The sequence below is a fragment of the Streptomyces sp. NBC_00670 genome (assembly GCF_036226765.1).
Classification (GTDB): Bacteria; Actinomycetota; Actinomycetes; order Streptomycetales; family Streptomycetaceae; genus Streptomyces.
On record NZ_CP109017.1, the window covers coordinates 857,001 to 872,097 of the forward strand.

The 15,097-nt window shown below is 73.3% G+C and carries 13 protein-coding genes; 8 read left to right on the top strand and 5 right to left on the bottom strand.

All coding sequences use genetic code 11. The annotated features are described in order from the left end of the window. Nucleotides 1-23: 23 nt before the first annotated feature. Complete coding sequence (locus OIE12_RS03710; protein WP_329131671.1) at nucleotides 24-1,862, bottom strand: acyl-CoA dehydrogenase family protein; 1,839 nt, start codon at nucleotides 1,860-1,862, stop codon at nucleotides 24-26. 974 nt (nucleotides 1,863-2,836) lie between these two features. On the opposite strand from OIE12_RS03710, the gene OIE12_RS03715 reads away from it, so the two are divergent. The 5 genes from OIE12_RS03715 (at nucleotide 2,837) to OIE12_RS03735 (ending at nucleotide 7,502) form a co-directional block, all read left to right on the top strand. After that, the gene (locus OIE12_RS03715; protein ID WP_443054022.1) at nucleotides 2,837-3,271 is read left to right on the top strand and encodes a MarR family winged helix-turn-helix transcriptional regulator; all 435 of its coding nucleotides are present in this window, start codon (nucleotides 2,837-2,839) and stop codon (nucleotides 3,269-3,271) included. A gap of 279 nt (nucleotides 3,272-3,550) precedes the next feature. Continuing rightward, nucleotides 3,551-5,164 carry an MFS transporter gene (locus OIE12_RS03720; RefSeq protein ID WP_329131676.1) on the top strand — a complete coding sequence of 538 codons (1,614 nt, stop codon included), beginning with the start codon at nucleotides 3,551-3,553 and terminating at the stop codon, nucleotides 5,162-5,164. A gap of 277 nt (nucleotides 5,165-5,441) precedes the next feature. Further along, complete coding sequence (gene dhaK / locus OIE12_RS03725; protein WP_329131678.1) at nucleotides 5,442-6,434, top strand: dihydroxyacetone kinase subunit DhaK; 993 nt, start codon at nucleotides 5,442-5,444, stop codon at nucleotides 6,432-6,434. Nucleotides 6,435-6,481: 47 nt separating this feature from the next. Continuing rightward, the gene (gene dhaL / locus OIE12_RS03730) at nucleotides 6,482-7,081 is read left to right on the top strand and encodes a dihydroxyacetone kinase subunit DhaL (RefSeq protein WP_329131680.1); all 600 of its coding nucleotides are present in this window, start codon (nucleotides 6,482-6,484) and stop codon (nucleotides 7,079-7,081) included. Then, a complete protein-coding gene (locus OIE12_RS03735) occupies nucleotides 7,074-7,502 on the top strand; it encodes a PTS-dependent dihydroxyacetone kinase phosphotransferase subunit DhaM (RefSeq protein WP_329131682.1) in 429 nt (142 codons plus the stop codon). Before dhaL ends, OIE12_RS03735 begins: the two co-directional genes overlap by 8 nt. Nucleotides 7,503-7,901: 399 nt before the next feature. On the opposite strand, the gene OIE12_RS03740 is transcribed toward OIE12_RS03735, so the two are convergent. Beyond that, complete coding sequence (locus tag OIE12_RS03740) at nucleotides 7,902-8,807, bottom strand: glycoside hydrolase family 75 protein (RefSeq protein WP_329131684.1); 906 nt, start codon at nucleotides 8,805-8,807, stop codon at nucleotides 7,902-7,904. Between the two features lie 466 nt (nucleotides 8,808-9,273). Between OIE12_RS03740 and OIE12_RS03745 the strand changes: the two genes are divergently transcribed. Continuing rightward, nucleotides 9,274-9,828: a hypothetical protein gene (locus tag OIE12_RS03745; RefSeq protein WP_329131686.1), complete on the top strand. Its 555-nt coding sequence runs from the start codon at nucleotides 9,274-9,276 to the stop codon at nucleotides 9,826-9,828. Between the two features lie 24 nt (nucleotides 9,829-9,852). On the opposite strand, the gene OIE12_RS03750 is transcribed toward OIE12_RS03745, so the two are convergent. From OIE12_RS03750 to OIE12_RS03760, 3 genes are all read right to left on the bottom strand, one after another. Next, entirely contained in the window at nucleotides 9,853-10,398 is a 546-nt protein-coding gene (locus OIE12_RS03750; protein ID WP_329131688.1) for a PadR family transcriptional regulator, read from the bottom strand. A gap of 42 nt (nucleotides 10,399-10,440) precedes the next feature. After that, nucleotides 10,441-12,456: an NADPH-dependent 2,4-dienoyl-CoA reductase gene (locus tag OIE12_RS03755; protein WP_329131690.1), complete on the bottom strand. Its 2,016-nt coding sequence runs from the start codon at nucleotides 12,454-12,456 to the stop codon at nucleotides 10,441-10,443. Between the two features lie 88 nt (nucleotides 12,457-12,544). After that, nucleotides 12,545-13,321 (bottom strand): putative protein N(5)-glutamine methyltransferase, encoded by a 777-nt coding sequence (locus tag OIE12_RS03760; RefSeq protein WP_329131692.1) that lies wholly within the window; start codon nucleotides 13,319-13,321, stop codon nucleotides 12,545-12,547. 257 nt (nucleotides 13,322-13,578) lie between these two features. Between OIE12_RS03760 and OIE12_RS03765 the strand changes: the two genes are divergently transcribed. Continuing rightward, the gene (locus OIE12_RS03765; RefSeq protein ID WP_329131695.1) at nucleotides 13,579-14,025 is read left to right on the top strand and encodes a MarR family winged helix-turn-helix transcriptional regulator; all 447 of its coding nucleotides are present in this window, start codon (nucleotides 13,579-13,581) and stop codon (nucleotides 14,023-14,025) included. A gap of 370 nt (nucleotides 14,026-14,395) precedes the next feature. Continuing rightward, complete coding sequence (locus OIE12_RS03770) at nucleotides 14,396-14,983, top strand: Rv1733c family protein (protein ID WP_329131699.1); 588 nt, start codon at nucleotides 14,396-14,398, stop codon at nucleotides 14,981-14,983. Nucleotides 14,984-15,097: the final 114 nt, after the last annotated feature.

Below are 15,097 nucleotides of genomic sequence, written 5' to 3' on the forward strand. Positions count from 1 at the left end.
GTCCGGGTGGGGGTGAGTGACGGTCAGGCGGCGGTGGGCGGGGAGGCCGGCGTGTCGGTGCCGCCCTCCTCGGGGGCGCCGGGTGCGGCCATGCGCACGGTGAGCAGGGAGAAGTATTCGCCTGCCGTGCGCTGGCGGTGCATCTCGGCGGCGAGGGTCCGGGCGGCGGCCGGGTCGAGGTCGCCGGTGCCGTACTGGTGGACCTGCTCGCGGGCCAGGGCGGCCTCCAGCCAGACGCCGTCGGCGAAGAACGCGCCGAGGTGGTCGCGGTTGAACAGCCAGATGCCGAGCGCGGCGACCTTGGCGTGCAGGGCGCTCAGCTCCTCGGCCACCCGGATCAGGGCGGGCGAGGTGGTCTTGGCGGACGTCGTCGCCGTGGCGTCCGCCGGGGTGCGGCGGGCCTCCTGGACCCGGGCGAGCAGCGCGTCCAGTTCGTCCCACAGGCCTTCGGCGCGGGCGCGCAGGGTGGCCAGCCGTTCGGCGTCGCAGCCGGCGGTGGGCGTGAGCGCGGCGAGGCGGTCGATCAGGGCGGGCAGGCTGGCGAAGGTGGCGTCCCGGCCGCGGCCGAAGACGCTGACCCGGTGCGGCTCGAAGACGGGCAGTTCGGCGCGCAGGTCGTACAGCGGGCGCCAGTCCTCGTCCCGGTCGTGGCCGTGTGCCTTGGCCAGGGCGGGCAGTTGGAGGGCGATGCTGTCCATGCAGACGGGCTCGCTGCCGTCGAAGACGGAGACGACGGCGCTGTCGCGGTACATCTTCTGGAACGTGCCGACGTGCTCGTGGGCGCGCATGAAGTAGCGGGCACCCAGGGTGCGGGCGAGTGCCTTGGCGCTGAAGTCGACCAGGCGGGCGACCTGCACCTTGGCGAGGTTGCCCCAGATGCTGAACTGCTCGGTGTACAGGTGCAGTCCGCGCATCGCGACGAGGCTCTCGCACTCGGCCACCAGCAGGCTGAGGTAGGCGCTCGCGAGGGACTCGTTGACGTAGGGGATCTCGCTGGCCGGTCCGTCGTACAGGACGCGCTCGGAGAGGAAGTCGCCCACCGTGCGCAGCATGGTGTCGCCGGTGCCCAGGGAGAGACCGGTGCAGAAGGTGCGGGTGATGAGCAGTCCGCGCAGGGCGAGTTCGAGGCCCTCGCCCTCGGCGCCGAGCCGGGCGAAGCTGTCCACCCGGGCCTCGTCGAAGGCGACGCCGCTGATGTCGCAGCCGCGCAGGCCGTAGGTGGGGACGCGCGGGACGCCGGTCACCTCGCCGGAGAGCACGGTGGAGCGGTCGACGAGGAACATGGACTGCTGTCGCTTGGCCGGGGTGGTCTCGTCGCCGGTGGTGCCGAGCAGCACGACGTGGGTCGAGGTGCGGCCGCGGTTGATGGGCCACTTCTCACCGGACAGGACGTACTGGCCGCCGTCGGGGGTGGCGCGGAAGGTGTTGGCCGCGAGGTCGGCGCCGTGTTCCGGCTCGGAGTAGGCGAGGCACGGGATGACTCCGCCCTGGAGCACGGTGGCCGCGTGCTTGGCCTGCTGCTCGGGGGTGCCGCCGATCCAGGCGAGCATCATCCACACCTGGGTGCTCTCGCTGACGGCGACGTTCATGTCCCGGCGGGCGATGGCACGGGTCAGCATGAGGATGTCCTCGGCGGCCCGCAAGTTACCGCCGAGTTGCTCCGGGACGAAAAAGCGGTTGAATCCGAACCTACGTAGCCGATCGATTCCCGCGGCCGGCAGTTCATTGCGCTCGTCGAGTTCCAGAGCTGAGGAAAAATTGAGGGAGTTGGACTCCGTGCCGGGGTCCCCGAACCATTTCTCGAGCGACTCCGCCAATGCGAGGGACGTGACGGTGGGTGACTCGGCTTCTAACTGGGTCATAACGCGTCTGATTCCGTTTCGCGCAAGAGGTGTGGGATTCATCTGACGAAAGGGCAGGGCGGATCGGCCGGCCGACCTGTTGACGGCGACGGGCGGCCGGGAACATCGAAACAGCGCACGCCGAAAAGCGGTGCACACCGGGCGCAACGCATGACGACGAGAAGTGTGGGAGGCCGAACGAGGGCATCTACACCAGGGCTGACCAGCGCAAACGGGCGCGCGGAACCCCGGCGTCAGCACGATGCCTGACGACAGCCTGCAATTGATGGTGTGGTGTTGATTCTTCCCCCGTGACCCCACGACGGGTCACAAAGACTCCTCTGTGCTATTCCCCGTCACTTCTCTCGAAGCTACCCCCGCTGCCTCAGGTACGGACTCTTTGGTCGACGGCCCGTGACTCGAAATCGAGCCTACACAATGCACTTCCGTAAGCCACTGTGCGTGACGTTCCGGCCAACGGGGCGAGAGCGTAGCAGGGCCGCTATTCCGAAATCATGTGACCCAGGTCACGTTCCGGTTTACCGAGACAGTTCGGCGGGGCAATACCGCGCGCCCCGGATAGCCGACCGACCTGGCAGGGCGCGGGTGAACCAGAGATTCCACCGCGCGCCGGACCGCCCGGGAGCCCGGCAGATTTTGCCATTTCATGGGTGGACGGCCGCCGGCTTTGCAACAGCGGTGTGAACAAGCCGGGCCGCCGGCCCCCGCCGGTGCGGCGGCCGCGGGCGGGGTATCGGGCGCGCGCGAGCGTCGCCGGGCCGGGAAACCGCGCAGGTCCCCGGCGTCCGCGGGCCCCGACGCGGGCGGCGGACCGGGCGCCCGGGACCCCGCGGCCGGCGGGACTGGATCTCTCCCGGGAAACATTGCTATCTTGATGGTAGAAGTTTCGTATGATCGAGAGGAGCGGGTTCATGGCGCGCACCGGCAACGCCGAACGGCCCGAGGCGCGGCAGTCCCTGCGGGAGGACTTCCTCATCGCGGAGCGCCCCGGCTACCTGCTGCACAAGGCGGGTCTGGTGCTGGTCGAGGACGCCGAGAAGGCGCTGGCCGACGTCGGCATGCGCATCCGCTACTTCTTCGTGCTGGCCGCCCTGGCCGGCGGACCCGAGCTCTCCCAGCAGGACCTGAGCCGGCTGCTCAACCTGGACCCGACCACCGTCGTGACCGTGATCGACGAGATGGAGCGCAACAAGCACGTCGAGCGGCGGCGCAATCCCGCCGACCGCAGGCGCTACAACCTGATCCTCACCGACTCCGGCCGCGAGGCGCTCGCGACCGCCGACCGGGTGGCCTCCGAGGTGGAGGCGGAGTTCTTCGGCGCGCTCGGGGACGGCGAGCGCGAGGCGCTGCGCGGCATGCTCGGCAGGCTCCTCGCGGGCCGCTGGCCGGCGTCGGTCTGTTCCGACTGACGCGAGACGTCCGCGGGGCCCCGCGGGCCCCCACGAAACCCTGCGAAGGGGTGTCCGGCTCGGCCGGGCACCCCTTCTCGCATGTCCGGGGGCCTGGTTCAGCCCACCCGCGACCGGTTCTCCCACGTCCGGGGCCGGTCGCTCCGCTCCCCCAACTCCCCCTCGCCGCCCGGCCGATGACCGTTCACGGCCCGTTCGGCGGACCCGCGTTGACGCATCGCTTTCCAATCATCTAGATTTCCATCATCTACAACGCCAGCTGATTGGAAGGTTCCCCGCATGTCCGCAGAACGCGCTCCGTCCCCCACGAGGTGGTGGACGCTCGGGATCGTCGCGTTGGGCTCGTTCATGCTGATGCTCGACCTGAGCGTGGTCTCGATCGCGCTGCCGCAGATCCACGAGTCCCTGGGCAGCAGCTTCGCCGACCTGCAGTGGGTGTTCGACGCCTACGCCCTGACGCTGGCGATCTTCCTGGTGGCGGCGGGCTCGCTGGCCGACCGGATCGGCCGCAAGAAGCTCTTCCAGGTCGGCTTCGCCGTCTTCACCGTCGCCTCCCTGGCCTGCGGTCTGGCGGACGGCGCCAACGCGCTGAGCTGGTTCCGCGCGATCCAGGGTGTCGGCGCCGCCGTGATGTTCGCCGTCGGCCCGGCCATGCTCAGCCACGAGTTCCACGGCAAGGAGCGCGCGACCGCTTTCACCGCGTTCGGTGCGGCCGTGGGTCTGGCCGTGGCCACCGGTCCGCTCATCGGCGGCTCGCTGATCAACTCCCTGTCCTGGCGCTGGATCTTCTACATCAACGTGCCGGTCGGCGTGATCGCCCTGGTCATCGGCGCCCTGCGAGTGCGCGAGTCGCGCAACCCCAAGGCCCACCCCACCGACTGGGCCGGGCTCGCCACCTTCAGCGTCGCCCTGGCCGCCCTGGTGTACGCCACCATCCGCGGCCCGGTGGAGGGCTGGAAGAGCGCCACCACCCTCGGCCTCTACGCCGCCAGCGCCGTGTTCCTCGCGCTGTTCGTGTTCATCGAGAAGCGGCTGGGCGAGCGCGCCATGATCGACCTGGCGTTCTTCCGCAGCCCCACCTTCATCGGCATCTCCCTCGTCGCCATGATCGGCAACGCCGGCGCCCTGCCGTCGGTGTTCTTCGAGACCAGCTACATCGAGAACATGCTGCACGTGGACGCGTGGGGCACGGGTCTGCGCTTCCTGCCGCTGACCGGCGCGATGTTCGTGGCCGGTGCGCTCGGCGGCGGCCTCATCGGCAAGGTGCCCTTCCGCATCCTGCTGGGCGGCTCCACCCTGGTGATGGCCGTCGGCATCCTCTTCCTCAACATGACCGAGGCCGACTCCAAGTGGACGGTCCTCATCCCGGCGCTGGTCATCTCCGGCTTCGGCATGGGTGCCTTCAACCCGGCCCGCGCCGCCCTGGCCATCGGGGTCACCGAGCCCGCGAAGTCGGGTGTCGCCTCCGGCATCAACGAGACCTTCCAGCAGGTCGGCATCGCGGTCGGCATCGCCGCCGTGGGCGCCTACTTCCAGCACAGCGTGGCCGACGACTTCACCGGCTCCGCGGTGGGGCAGCAGATGGGTGACGACGCCGCCAACGAGGCCGCGCACGGCATCAGCGCCGGTGGCCTCGACGCCGTCGCGCAGGCCGCGGGCCCGCTCCGCGACAAGGTCCTCGTGGCCGGCCAGGACGCGTTCATGAACGCCTTCCACGGCGCCATGACCTTCAGCGCGATCCTCGGCTTCGTCGCCGCGGTCATCGGCTTCACCATGCTGCGCACGAAGGACCTGCACGCCAGCGCCCTCTCGACGGTCCCGCCGGACCTCGACGAGGACGGCCAGGTGCGCCCGGACGACGCCACGGACGTCGCGGTGGGCGCGCCCGCCTGAGAGGCCCGGCGCCTCTCCCCCCGACACCGTCCCGGTGGTCACATCCCCCGCGCCACCGGGACGGTTCTCCACCGCTCCACACCCCCCTGGGACCTCCAGGGGGGTGTCGGCGTTCCCGGCCCGCCGGGCAGGGACGGGTGCCGGCCCATCCGGCCCGCCGGGCACCTCCCCCACCGTCGTCACAGGTGACCTTCGCCGTTCCGGGGCAGATACTGCCGATAGGAGCGGCCCAGCACGCAGGCCGGAGCGAGGCCTGCCCGGCTCACCGGAGGTACCCATGAAGATGTTGATCAACGTCGCGGAAACGGTGGTCGCGGACGCGCTGCGGGGGATGGCCGCCGCCCACCCCGAGCTCACCGTCGACGTGGAGAACCGGGTGATCGTACGGCGGGACGCGCCGGTTGCCGGAAAGGTCGCCCTCGTCTCCGGCGGCGGCTCGGGGCACGAGCCGCTGCACGGCGGCTTCGTCGGCCCGGGCATGCTCTCGGCGGCCTGCCCCGGCGAGATCTTCACCTCCCCCGTCCCGGACCAGATGGTGCGGGCCGCGGCCGCCGTGGACAGCGGCGCGGGCGTCCTCTTCATCGTCAAGAACTACACGGGCGACGTCCTCAACTTCGACATGGCGGCCGAGCTCGCCGAGGACGAGGGCATCCAGGTGGCCAAGGTCCTCGTCAACGACGACGTCGCCGTGACCGACAGTCTCTACACCGCGGGCCGCCGGGGCACCGGCGCGACCCTGTTCGTGGAGAAGATCGCGGGCGCGGCGGCGGACGAGGGCCAGCCGCTGGAGCGGGTCGAGGCGCTCGCCCGGCAGGTCAACGACAACGCGCGCAGCTTCGGCGTCGCCCTGTCCGCCTGCACCACCCCCGCCAAGGGCACCCCCACCTTCGACCTGCCCGCCGGGGAGCTGGAGCTGGGCATCGGCATCCACGGCGAGCCGGGGCGCGAGCGGCGCGGGATGATGACCTCGCGGGAGATCGCGGACTTCGCGGTGCACGCGATCCTGGAGGACATGGAGCCGCGCAACCCGGTCCTGGTGCTCGTCAACGGCATGGGGGCGACGCCGCTCCTCGAGCTGTACGGCTTCCACGCGGAGGTGCAGCGGGTGCTCACCGAGCGGGGCGTGGCCGTGGCCCGCACGCTGGTGGGCAACTACGTCACCTCCCTGGACATGGCGGGCGCGTCCGTCACCCTGTGCCAGATCGACGAGGAGCTGCTGCGGCTGTGGGACGCGCCGGTGAGCACGCCGGGGCTGCGCTGGGGCAGGTAGCCCCCACGTCTTGCCGCCCGCAACATCCGTACCACGCAAGGAGATCCATGCTCGACGCCGACTTCTTCCGCCGCTGGATGGCGGCGACCGCCGCGTCCGTCGACCGTGAGGCCGAGCGGCTCACCGCCCTCGACTCGCCGATCGGCGACGCCGACCACGGCAGCAATCTGCAACGCGGGTTCCGCGCCGTGGTGACCGTACTCGACAAGGAGGCGCCGGACACGCCCGGGGCCGTGCTCACGCTGGCCGGACGGCAGCTGATCTCCACGGTCGGCGGCGCGTCCGGGCCGCTGTACGGGACGCTGCTGCGGCGCACCGGCAAGGCGCTCGGCGACGCCGCCGAGGTCTCCGAGGCGCAGCTCGCCGAGGCGCTGGGCACCGGCGTGGACGCGGTGCGGCAGCTGGGCGGGGCGGCGCCGGGTGACAAGACCATGATCGACGCGTTGGTGCCGGCGGTCGGGGCGCTCGGCGAGTCGTTCGCCGCGGCCGGGGCGGCGGCGGAGGAGGGTGCCGTCGCCACGACACCGTTGCGGGCCCGCAAGGGGAGGGCCAGCTATCTCGGCGAGCGGAGCGTCGGGCACCAGGACCCGGGCGCGACCTCGGCCGCGCTGCTGATCGCGGCACTTCAGGAGGCGCGCGGTGAGTGAGAGCGGTGGAGGTACGGAGCGGCGGCTGGTCGGGGTGGTGCTGGTGTCGCACAGCGCGGCGGTGGCGGCGTCGGTGGCGGAGCTGGCCAAGGGTCTCGCGGGCGGCGGTCCGACGGCGCCCGTAGCCCCTGCGGGCGGCACGGCGGACGGCGGCCTCGGCACCAGCGCGGAGCTGATCTCCGCGGCGGCGGCGTCGGTGGACCGCGGCGCGGGCGTCGCGATCCTGATGGACCTCGGCAGCGCGGTCCTCACGGTCAAGGCGCTGCTCGCGGAGGGCGACGAACTCCCCCCGGACACCCGCCTGGTCGACGCCCCCTTCGTGGAGGGCGCGGTCGCGGCGGTGGTGACGGCGTCGGCCGGGGCGGACGTGGCCGCGGTGGAGTCCGCGGCGGCGGAGGCGTATTCCTACCGGAAGGAGTGAGGGGGCGTTCCTGCCGGGGCCCGCACCCCTGATTGGCCGGGCGCACCCCTGCGGGAGAGCTCGGCGGTGCGGTGCGGTGCGGTGCGTCGGCGGGTGCGGGTGGCGGGGTGGCTGGTCGCGCCCACGCGGCGAAGCCGCACATCGATACGGTCCCGCGCCCCTGAGTTGGCCGGGGTGGGCCGGGGGCGTACGGCCCCGGAGGGCCACGGGGCGGGGCGCAGCCCCGGACTTTCTCGGGGGTTCGGGCGGAGCCCCCTCGGGGGTTCGGGCGGAGCCCGGGAGCGGGCTCGGGGGCGGAGCCCCTCACGTCTGTGGGGGGGGTGCAGGGGGCGCGGCCCCCGCCGGGGTCGGGGCGGAGCCCCGGAGGTTCCCGGTGGTGGGGCGGAGCCCCTCGCTTTGCTAGGGGGTGTGGGGGGTGGCCCCCGGTGCGTGGGTGCCGCTCGACCTCCGGAGGAACTCGCGGGCGAGTTCCTCTCCGCGTTCCGCCGTCGTCTCGCGGTCGCCGGCGGAGGGCACCCCGGAGTCGGGGAAGACGACGTACGTCACGTCGTCGTCCGTGCCGCCGCCGCGGGGGTCGGGGCGGATGCCGAGGCTCTTGGCCGTGGCGTAGGACGCCTCGCCGATGATGTCGCGCGGTCCCGTGTCGCCGACCACCGCGTACTGCACCCGGTCCCCGTGGATCACCGCGGCGACGGAACCGCCGCGGACCCCGTCCGCCCGGTGGTCCCAGAGCCGGCTCGGCTCGGGAACCACGATGTACGGCACCTTCTCGGCGTCGAGCCGGCGCCCGTCCGGCCCCTGGAACGCGGTGGACCGGGTGAACTGCGGATCGGTCCGCCGGTTGCAGCGCCGCCCGGCGCGGCCGTCGCAGTCGATGTCCATGTCGGCCTTCCAGAACACCGCACCGTGCCGGCCGCACACGGGGATGTCGGCGCGTGCCCCCGCGTCGCTGCGGAAACGCCCGTGGGAGACGGGGGTGCAGTGCCGGGTCTCGGCCAGCAGATCGGCCGCGGCTACCCGCCCCTCGCGCCCCTCTCCGGCTTCGCGCTCCCCGCGCCGCCCGAGGACCGGCCGCTCCCGGCCGCGATCGCGGTCGTGGAAGACCGGGGAGCGCGACGGGACCCCGTCACCCCGCGGCACCGGGGCGTGCCCCCGGCCGGCACCGTGCTCCGCCGCCCCGGGCGGCGGGAGCGGTGCGGGCGCCTGCGGGCGGACGGCCGCGACGGGCCCGGCCGGAGCCGGTCCGGCCGGGGCGAGGAGGGCGGCACTGGCCGCCACCAGCGACAACGAGGTGGTGTAACGCACGGCTACGGACCCTCTCACGCCGGACGGCGCCGATCACGCACCGCCCGGCGGAGCGCTCCCCGACACCGGCCGGAGCCGTTCGGGTGACCGGCCGGGGGCCGGGCCGTACCCGGCCACGGCCCCCGGCCGTCCGCGCCGGCGCGGGCTCAGCGACGACAGCGGTCCGCGCCGTGGGCGCGAACTGCCGTCGCGGACGGCGGAGTTCACGCCCCGTGGGGGTTCAGCATACGAAGCCGCGCGGGTCCGCCGCACACTCCCCCGCCGTCCGCGCCCCGGCGCCCGCCCCGCCCATGTCCATCCCGCGGCGAAACCGTGCGCCGGACGACGGAAAGGTTCACCTGGCCGGGGGCCGTCCGGATGCGGTCCGCCCCCGGGGCGTCTGAGATCGCTTCGAGGCGGCACGAACGTTCCCCGATCCCGGCGGCGCAATGGTGTGCCGCCGGCCGTGCCGCTGGAGGGCAGTCCCATGCGTAGATCTCAGATATCGGCCCGCGCCGGCCTGGCCGCGGCCGCCGCCGCGCTGCCGCTGGCCCTGGCTTCGCCCGCCACCGCCGCGGGCATCTCGGTCAGCACCGCGGGGTCCACGGTGTCGGTGGCCACCACCGCCTGCAAGCAGGTGAACGGCAGTTTCGGCAACGCCTCGCTGCTCTCTCCGGGGCAGTCGAACTTCGCCCAGGGCCGGCAGACCGCGCTGTCGCAGGCGAACGGCACCCAGTCCGCGGCCTGGTCGAACGTCGGCCGCGGGACGTTCACGGTGGTCGTGGTGTGCGCCAACGGCTCGACCGCGGGCACCCAGCCGATCATCGTCTCGCCGTCGGCCACCAGCAGACCCGCCACCCCCTCCCCCGCGACCCCCTCGCCCGCGGTGTCCCCGTCGCTGGGGGTCATGGGCGGGATCGGCGGATCGGTCCGCGACTACGGCACCCTCACCAAGGTGGCGGGCGGTTTCCTGGTCACGGCCGGGGTGGGCGCCACCGCGTGGTACCTGCGCCGCCGCACCCGCCGCCCGCACCACCTCTGACCGCCGGACACCTCTCACCGGCCCCTATTCCGGTGGGGGCAGCCGGCCGAACTCCTCCAGGGCGTGGGCGAGCCACCCGATCCAGAAGGTCTCCAGGTCGATGCCCGCGCGCAGGATCAGATGGCGCAGCCGGTCCTGGGCGGTGTCCCGGCCGGGGCCGAAGTCGCGCTCCTCGATCTCCCGGTACTCGGCCAACTGCCTTTCGTGCAGGACGAGATGGCGGCGCAGGTCGTCCTCGATCCCGTCGGTGCCGACGACTGCGGCGGCACGCAGCCGCAGCAGCAGGGTGTCGCGCAGCGGCTTGGGGTCCTGGGACCCGGCGGTCCAGCGGGCCAGTTCGGCGCGGCCCGCGGGCAGGACCTCGTACACCTTCTTCTGCCCGCGGGCCGGCTGCTCGGCCGGGAGCGCCCTGATGTGTCCCTGGCCCTCCAGTTTTCCCAGCTCGCGATAGATCTGCTGGTGCGTCGCCGACCAGAAGTAGCCGATCGACATGTCGAACCGGCGGGTCAGCTCCAGCCCGGACGAGGGCTTCTCGAGCAGGGCGGTGAGGATCGCGTGCGGGAGTGACATGACGTCATCCTAGGAAGAGCCCTCCCCGGAGAGGGGCCGCCCCTACAGGGCCGCCGCCAGCTCGGTGCCCTGTTGGATCGCCCGCTTGGCGTCGAGCTCGGCGGCCACGTCGGCGCCGCCGATGAGGTGTGCGGTGCGTCCGGCGGCGGCCAGGGCGTCGTACAGCTCGCGGCGGGGTTCCTGCCCGGTGCACAGGACGATCGTGTCGACCTCCAGGACGCGGTCGGCGCCGTCGACGCTCACGTGCAGTCCTGCGTCGTCGATGCGCCGGTAGGTGACGCCCGGGACCATGGTGACGCCGCGGTGCTTCAGCTCCGTGCGGTGGATCCAGCCCGTGGTCTTGCCGAGCCCGGCGCCGACCTTGGTGGTCCTGCGCTGGAGCAGGTGCACGGTGCGCGGCGGCGCGGGCCGCTTCGGCGTGGTGAGTCCGCCGGGCGTGCGGTACTCCATGTCGACGCCCCAGTGGCGGAAGTACGTCGCCGGGTCCGCGCTCGCGCCCTCGCCGCCGTCGGTGAGGTACTCGGCGACGTCGAAGCCGATGCCGCCGGCGCCGAGGATCGCGACCCGTTCGCCGACGGGGGCGCCGTCGCGCAGCACGTCGAGGTAGCCGAGGACGCTTCCGTGGTCGACGCCCGGCAGCTCGGGGACGCGCGGGGTGACTCCGGTGGCGACGACGACCTCGTCGTACTCCGCGAGGTCCTCGGCCCCGGCCCACGTGTTCAGCCGTACCTCCACGCCCCGCAGCCGGAGCTGGGTGCGGTAGTAGCGCAGGGTCTCGTCGAACTCCTGCTTGCCGGGCACCTTGCGGGCGACGTTGAGCTGGCCGCCGATCTCCCCGGCGGCGTCGAAGAGGACGACCTCGTGACCGCGTTCGGCGGCCGAGACCGCGCAGGCGAGACCGGCGGGCCCGGCGCCGACCACGGCGACCCGCCTGCGCCGCCGGGTCGGGGTGAGCACCAGCTCGGTCTCGTGGCAGGCGCGCGGGTTGACCAGGCAGGAGGTGATCCTCCCGCTGAAGGTGTGGTCGAGGCAGGCCTGGTTGCAGCCGACGCAGGTGTTGATGGTGTCGGGCGCCCCGGCGGCGGCCTTGGCGACGAAGTCGGGGTCGGCGAGGAACGGCCGGGCCATCGACACCATGTCCGCACGCCCCTCGGCGAGCACCCGCTCGGCCACCTCCGGGGTGTTGATGCGGTTGGTGGTGACGAGCGGCACGGACACCTGGCCCATGAGCCGCTCGGTGACCCAGGTGTAGGCGCCGCGCGGCACGGAGGTGGCGATGGTGGGGATGCGCGCCTCGTGCCAGCCGATGCCGGTGTTCAGCAGCGTCGCCCCGGCGGCCTCGACCGCCTTGGCGAGGGTGACGACCTCCTCCGGGGTGGAGCCGCCGGGCACGAGGTCGAGCATGGAGAGCCGGTAGACGAGGAGGAAGTCCTCGCCGACCGCTTCCCGCACCCGCCGCACGATCTCGACGGGGAAGCGCATGCGGTTCTCGTACGGGCCGCCCCAGCGGTCGGTGCGGTGGTTGGTGCACGCGGCGACGAACTCGTTGATGAGGTAGCCCTCGGAGCCCATGATCTCCACGCCGTCGTAGCCGGCCCGGCGGGCGAGCCGGGCGGCCCGGACGTAGTCCTCGACGGTCTCCTCCACCTCCGCGTCGGTGAGTTCGCGCGGCACATGGGGGCTGATGGGCGCCTGGAGCGGGCTCGGCGCCACCAGGTCCCGGTGGTAGGCGTACCGGCCGAAGTGCAGCAGTTGCAGGGCGATACGGCCGCCCTCGCGGTGCACGGCGTCGGTGATCACCCGGTGCTGGTCGGCCTCGGCCTCGCAGGTCAGCTTGGCGCCGCCCTCGTACGGGCGGCCGGCCTCGTTGGGCGCGATGCCGCCGGTGACGATGAGGCCGACGCCGCCACGGGCCCGGGCCGCGTAGAACGCCGCCATCCGCGCGAAACCGTTCTCGGCCTCTTCCAGGCCGACGTGCATGGAGCCCATCAGCACGCGGTTGGGCAGTGTGACGAAGCCCAGGTCGAGGGGGCTCAGCAGGTGCGGGTAACGGCTCATCGGGACCCTCCGGACACACGGGTGGACGCCTCCGTTGTAGACGACGCGACCCTCATTGTGCAACTAGTTGCACAACCTTCCTCACGCCTCACCCCCGGCGGCCGATCACCACCGTCGTCCCGAACTCCTCCCACTCCGCGAGCCGGGTGTCGAGCCCGGCACCGGCGAAGGCGGCCGCGGCCGCCGCGGCCTGCCGCTCGCTGGTCTCGACGAACAGTCCGCCGCCGGGGGCCAGCCAGTGGGGCGCCTCCGCGGCGACCCGGCGCAGCAGGTCGAGACCGTCGGCGCCGCCGTCCAGCGCGACCAGCGGTTCGTGCTCGCGCGCCTCGGCCGGCAGCAGGCGGACCTCGTCGCTGGGCACGTACGGCACGTTGGCGGTGAGCACGTCGATCCGTCCGCGCAAGCCGTCCGGCAGGGCCGCGTAGAGATCGCCCTCGTGGACGTGGCCGCCGTACGGGGCGATGTTGCGGCGGGCGCAGCGCACCGCCGCCCGCTCTATGTCGGCGGCGTGCAGTTCCGGTGCGTCCAGCGACGCGGCGAGGGCGGCGCCGACCGCGCCCGAGCCGCAGCAGAGGTCCACGACGAGACGTGCGCCGGGGGCGTGCGCGAGGGCCTGGTCGACGAGGAACTCGGTACGGCGGCGGGGGACGAAGACGCCGGGTTCGACGGTGATCCGCAGACCGTGGAACCCGGCCCAGCCGACGACGAGTTCCAGTGGCTCGCCGGCGACCCGGCGGTCGACCATGGCGGTGACCTCGGCGGGTGTACGGGCCGCGGCGAGGATCAACTCCGCCTCGTCCTCGGCGAAGACGCAGCCGGCGGCGCGCAGGGTGGTGACGACGGAGGCACGTACAGGGGAAGGCATGACAGCCAAGGGGCCTTTCGGAAGTGAGCCGAAGGCGCTCCCCTTCCCGGCCCGCGGCTAGCAGTGTGCGCCGCGCGGGGGTGAGAGCACCCGACCTGACACTGCGGTAATGGGTCTCACCTCCTCGTCCGGTTCCGGCGGGGCCGTCCGCGCCGGGACGGTCACCCTAGCAGCCGGGCCGTGGCCTCCGGGCCTGGACCTCCACGGCGGGGGCCGTAGGCTGGTTGTACTGCGCAACCGAAGGGGGTTCCGTTCCGTTGAGTGCGGCCGAGCGGTCCGTCGAGACGATCCACCGTGAGCTGACGGCGTTCGCCCGCCGGGCCAGGGCGTCGGCGGGGCGGATGCATCCGGAGCTGTCCCTGGTGTCGTACACGCTGCTGGGGCATCTCGAGGACAGCGGGGGGTGCCGGGCGACCGACCTCGCCGCGCACTACGCGCTCGACAAGTCGACGGTGAGCCGGCAGGTCACGGCGCTGGAGCGGGCCGGGCTGATCGAGCGGCGGCTCGCGGCGGAGGACCACCGGGTGCAGGAGCTCCATCTGACGGAGGCGGGGACGCGCATCCTGGCGCAGGTCACGGAGCGGCGGCGCGAGGCGTTCCGGGACCGCCTGGCCGACTGGCCCGAGGAGGACCTCGCGCGGTTCGCGGACTACCTGGCCCGCTACAACACGCCGTCCGCGGCAGGCCCTGACCTTGCCGACTGACTGCTTCCAAGGGGCGCGGGGAACTGCGCGACAAGCCACGACGGACCGGCACCCGACCACGCCCCCTCCCGGGGTCCGGGGGCGCAGCCCCCGGGGATGGGACGGGTAGGGGCGGCGTGGGCGAGGAAACCCGGCCCCGGCCCCCGCCCACGGGGTGTGCCACCGGCCTGCCGGGGCCGGGTGCGGAGGGGCCGACCTCCGCTCTCCCGCCGCCCCACCGCCGGAGGCGCCCCGTTTGGGGTGGCCCCGCGCGGGCACTCCGCAGGTGCGCCGTACCTCGGTCGGGGCGGAGAATCGACAGGGGGGCCGAACGCCGTCGCCCCGGCGTGGGACGCCGGCCGGGGCGGACCCGAGCGGCGAGGAGGTCGAGATGCGAACCCGGGTGCGCGGCTGGCGCTGGCGTCGCAATCCGCTGCGCCGCCGCTCGGACGTCTTCGAGGCATGGGCGGCCCTGATCGTCGCCGTCCTCCTCTTCGTCGGCGCGCCTCTCGCGGGCGCCGTCACCGGCCTGCGCGCGTACGACGACGCGCGTGCCCAGGCCACCACCCAGCGCGCCGAACGCCACCAGGTCTCCGCCGTCCTGCTCGAGGACGCGCCCGCCGCCGTCTCCTCCACGGAGGGCGGCAAGCAGCCGCTGTACCGCGTGGCGGTGCGGTGGACCGTCCCCCACTCGGACACCACGCGGACCGGCCGCGCCCTGGTCCCGGCCGGCAGCCAACAGGGCGACCGGGCCGAGGTCTGGCTGGACCGCCAGGGGCACGGCGTGGACGCGCCGATGACGAACACGATGGTCTGGCAGCACGCGCTGACCACCGGCATCTGGGCCACCGGCGGCGCCGCCACCGTGCTCCTCGTCGGCAGGCTCGCCCTCCGCCGCGTCGGCGAACGGCACCGCATGGCGGAGTGGGAACGCGAGTGGGAGCGCACGGAACCGGAGTGGCGCAACCGGACCCCGTGACCGGCCCCCGCCCGCCCTCCGAGAGCCGGGTGAAAGCCCTTTCCAAACCCCCTTCTGCACGCCCCGCCCGCCACGTACCGTGTGATCACCCGCGTACGGCCACCCGGGCCGGCA

Excerpts from the sequence above, each read along its gene's own strand:
- OIE12_RS03710 (WP_329131671.1), bottom strand. The coding sequence starts at position 1,862 with ATGACCCAGTTAGAAGCCGAGTCACCCACCGTCACGTCCCTCGCATTG.
- OIE12_RS03720 (WP_329131676.1), top strand. The coding sequence starts at position 3,551 with ATGTCCGCAGAACGCGCTCCGTCCCCCACGAGGTGGTGGACGCTCGGG.
- dhaK (WP_329131678.1), top strand. The coding sequence starts at position 5,442 with ATGAAGATGTTGATCAACGTCGCGGAAACGGTGGTCGCGGACGCGCTG.
- dhaL (WP_329131680.1), top strand. The coding sequence starts at position 6,482 with ATGCTCGACGCCGACTTCTTCCGCCGCTGGATGGCGGCGACCGCCGCG.
- OIE12_RS03745 (WP_329131686.1), top strand. The coding sequence starts at position 9,274 with ATGCGTAGATCTCAGATATCGGCCCGCGCCGGCCTGGCCGCGGCCGCC.
- OIE12_RS03750 (WP_329131688.1), bottom strand. The coding sequence starts at position 10,398 with ATGTCACTCCCGCACGCGATCCTCACCGCCCTGCTCGAGAAGCCCTCG.
- OIE12_RS03755 (WP_329131690.1), bottom strand. The coding sequence starts at position 12,456 with ATGAGCCGTTACCCGCACCTGCTGAGCCCCCTCGACCTGGGCTTCGTC.
- OIE12_RS03760 (WP_329131692.1), bottom strand. The coding sequence starts at position 13,321 with ATGCCTTCCCCTGTACGTGCCTCCGTCGTCACCACCCTGCGCGCCGCC.
- OIE12_RS03770 (WP_329131699.1), top strand. The coding sequence starts at position 14,396 with ATGCGAACCCGGGTGCGCGGCTGGCGCTGGCGTCGCAATCCGCTGCGC.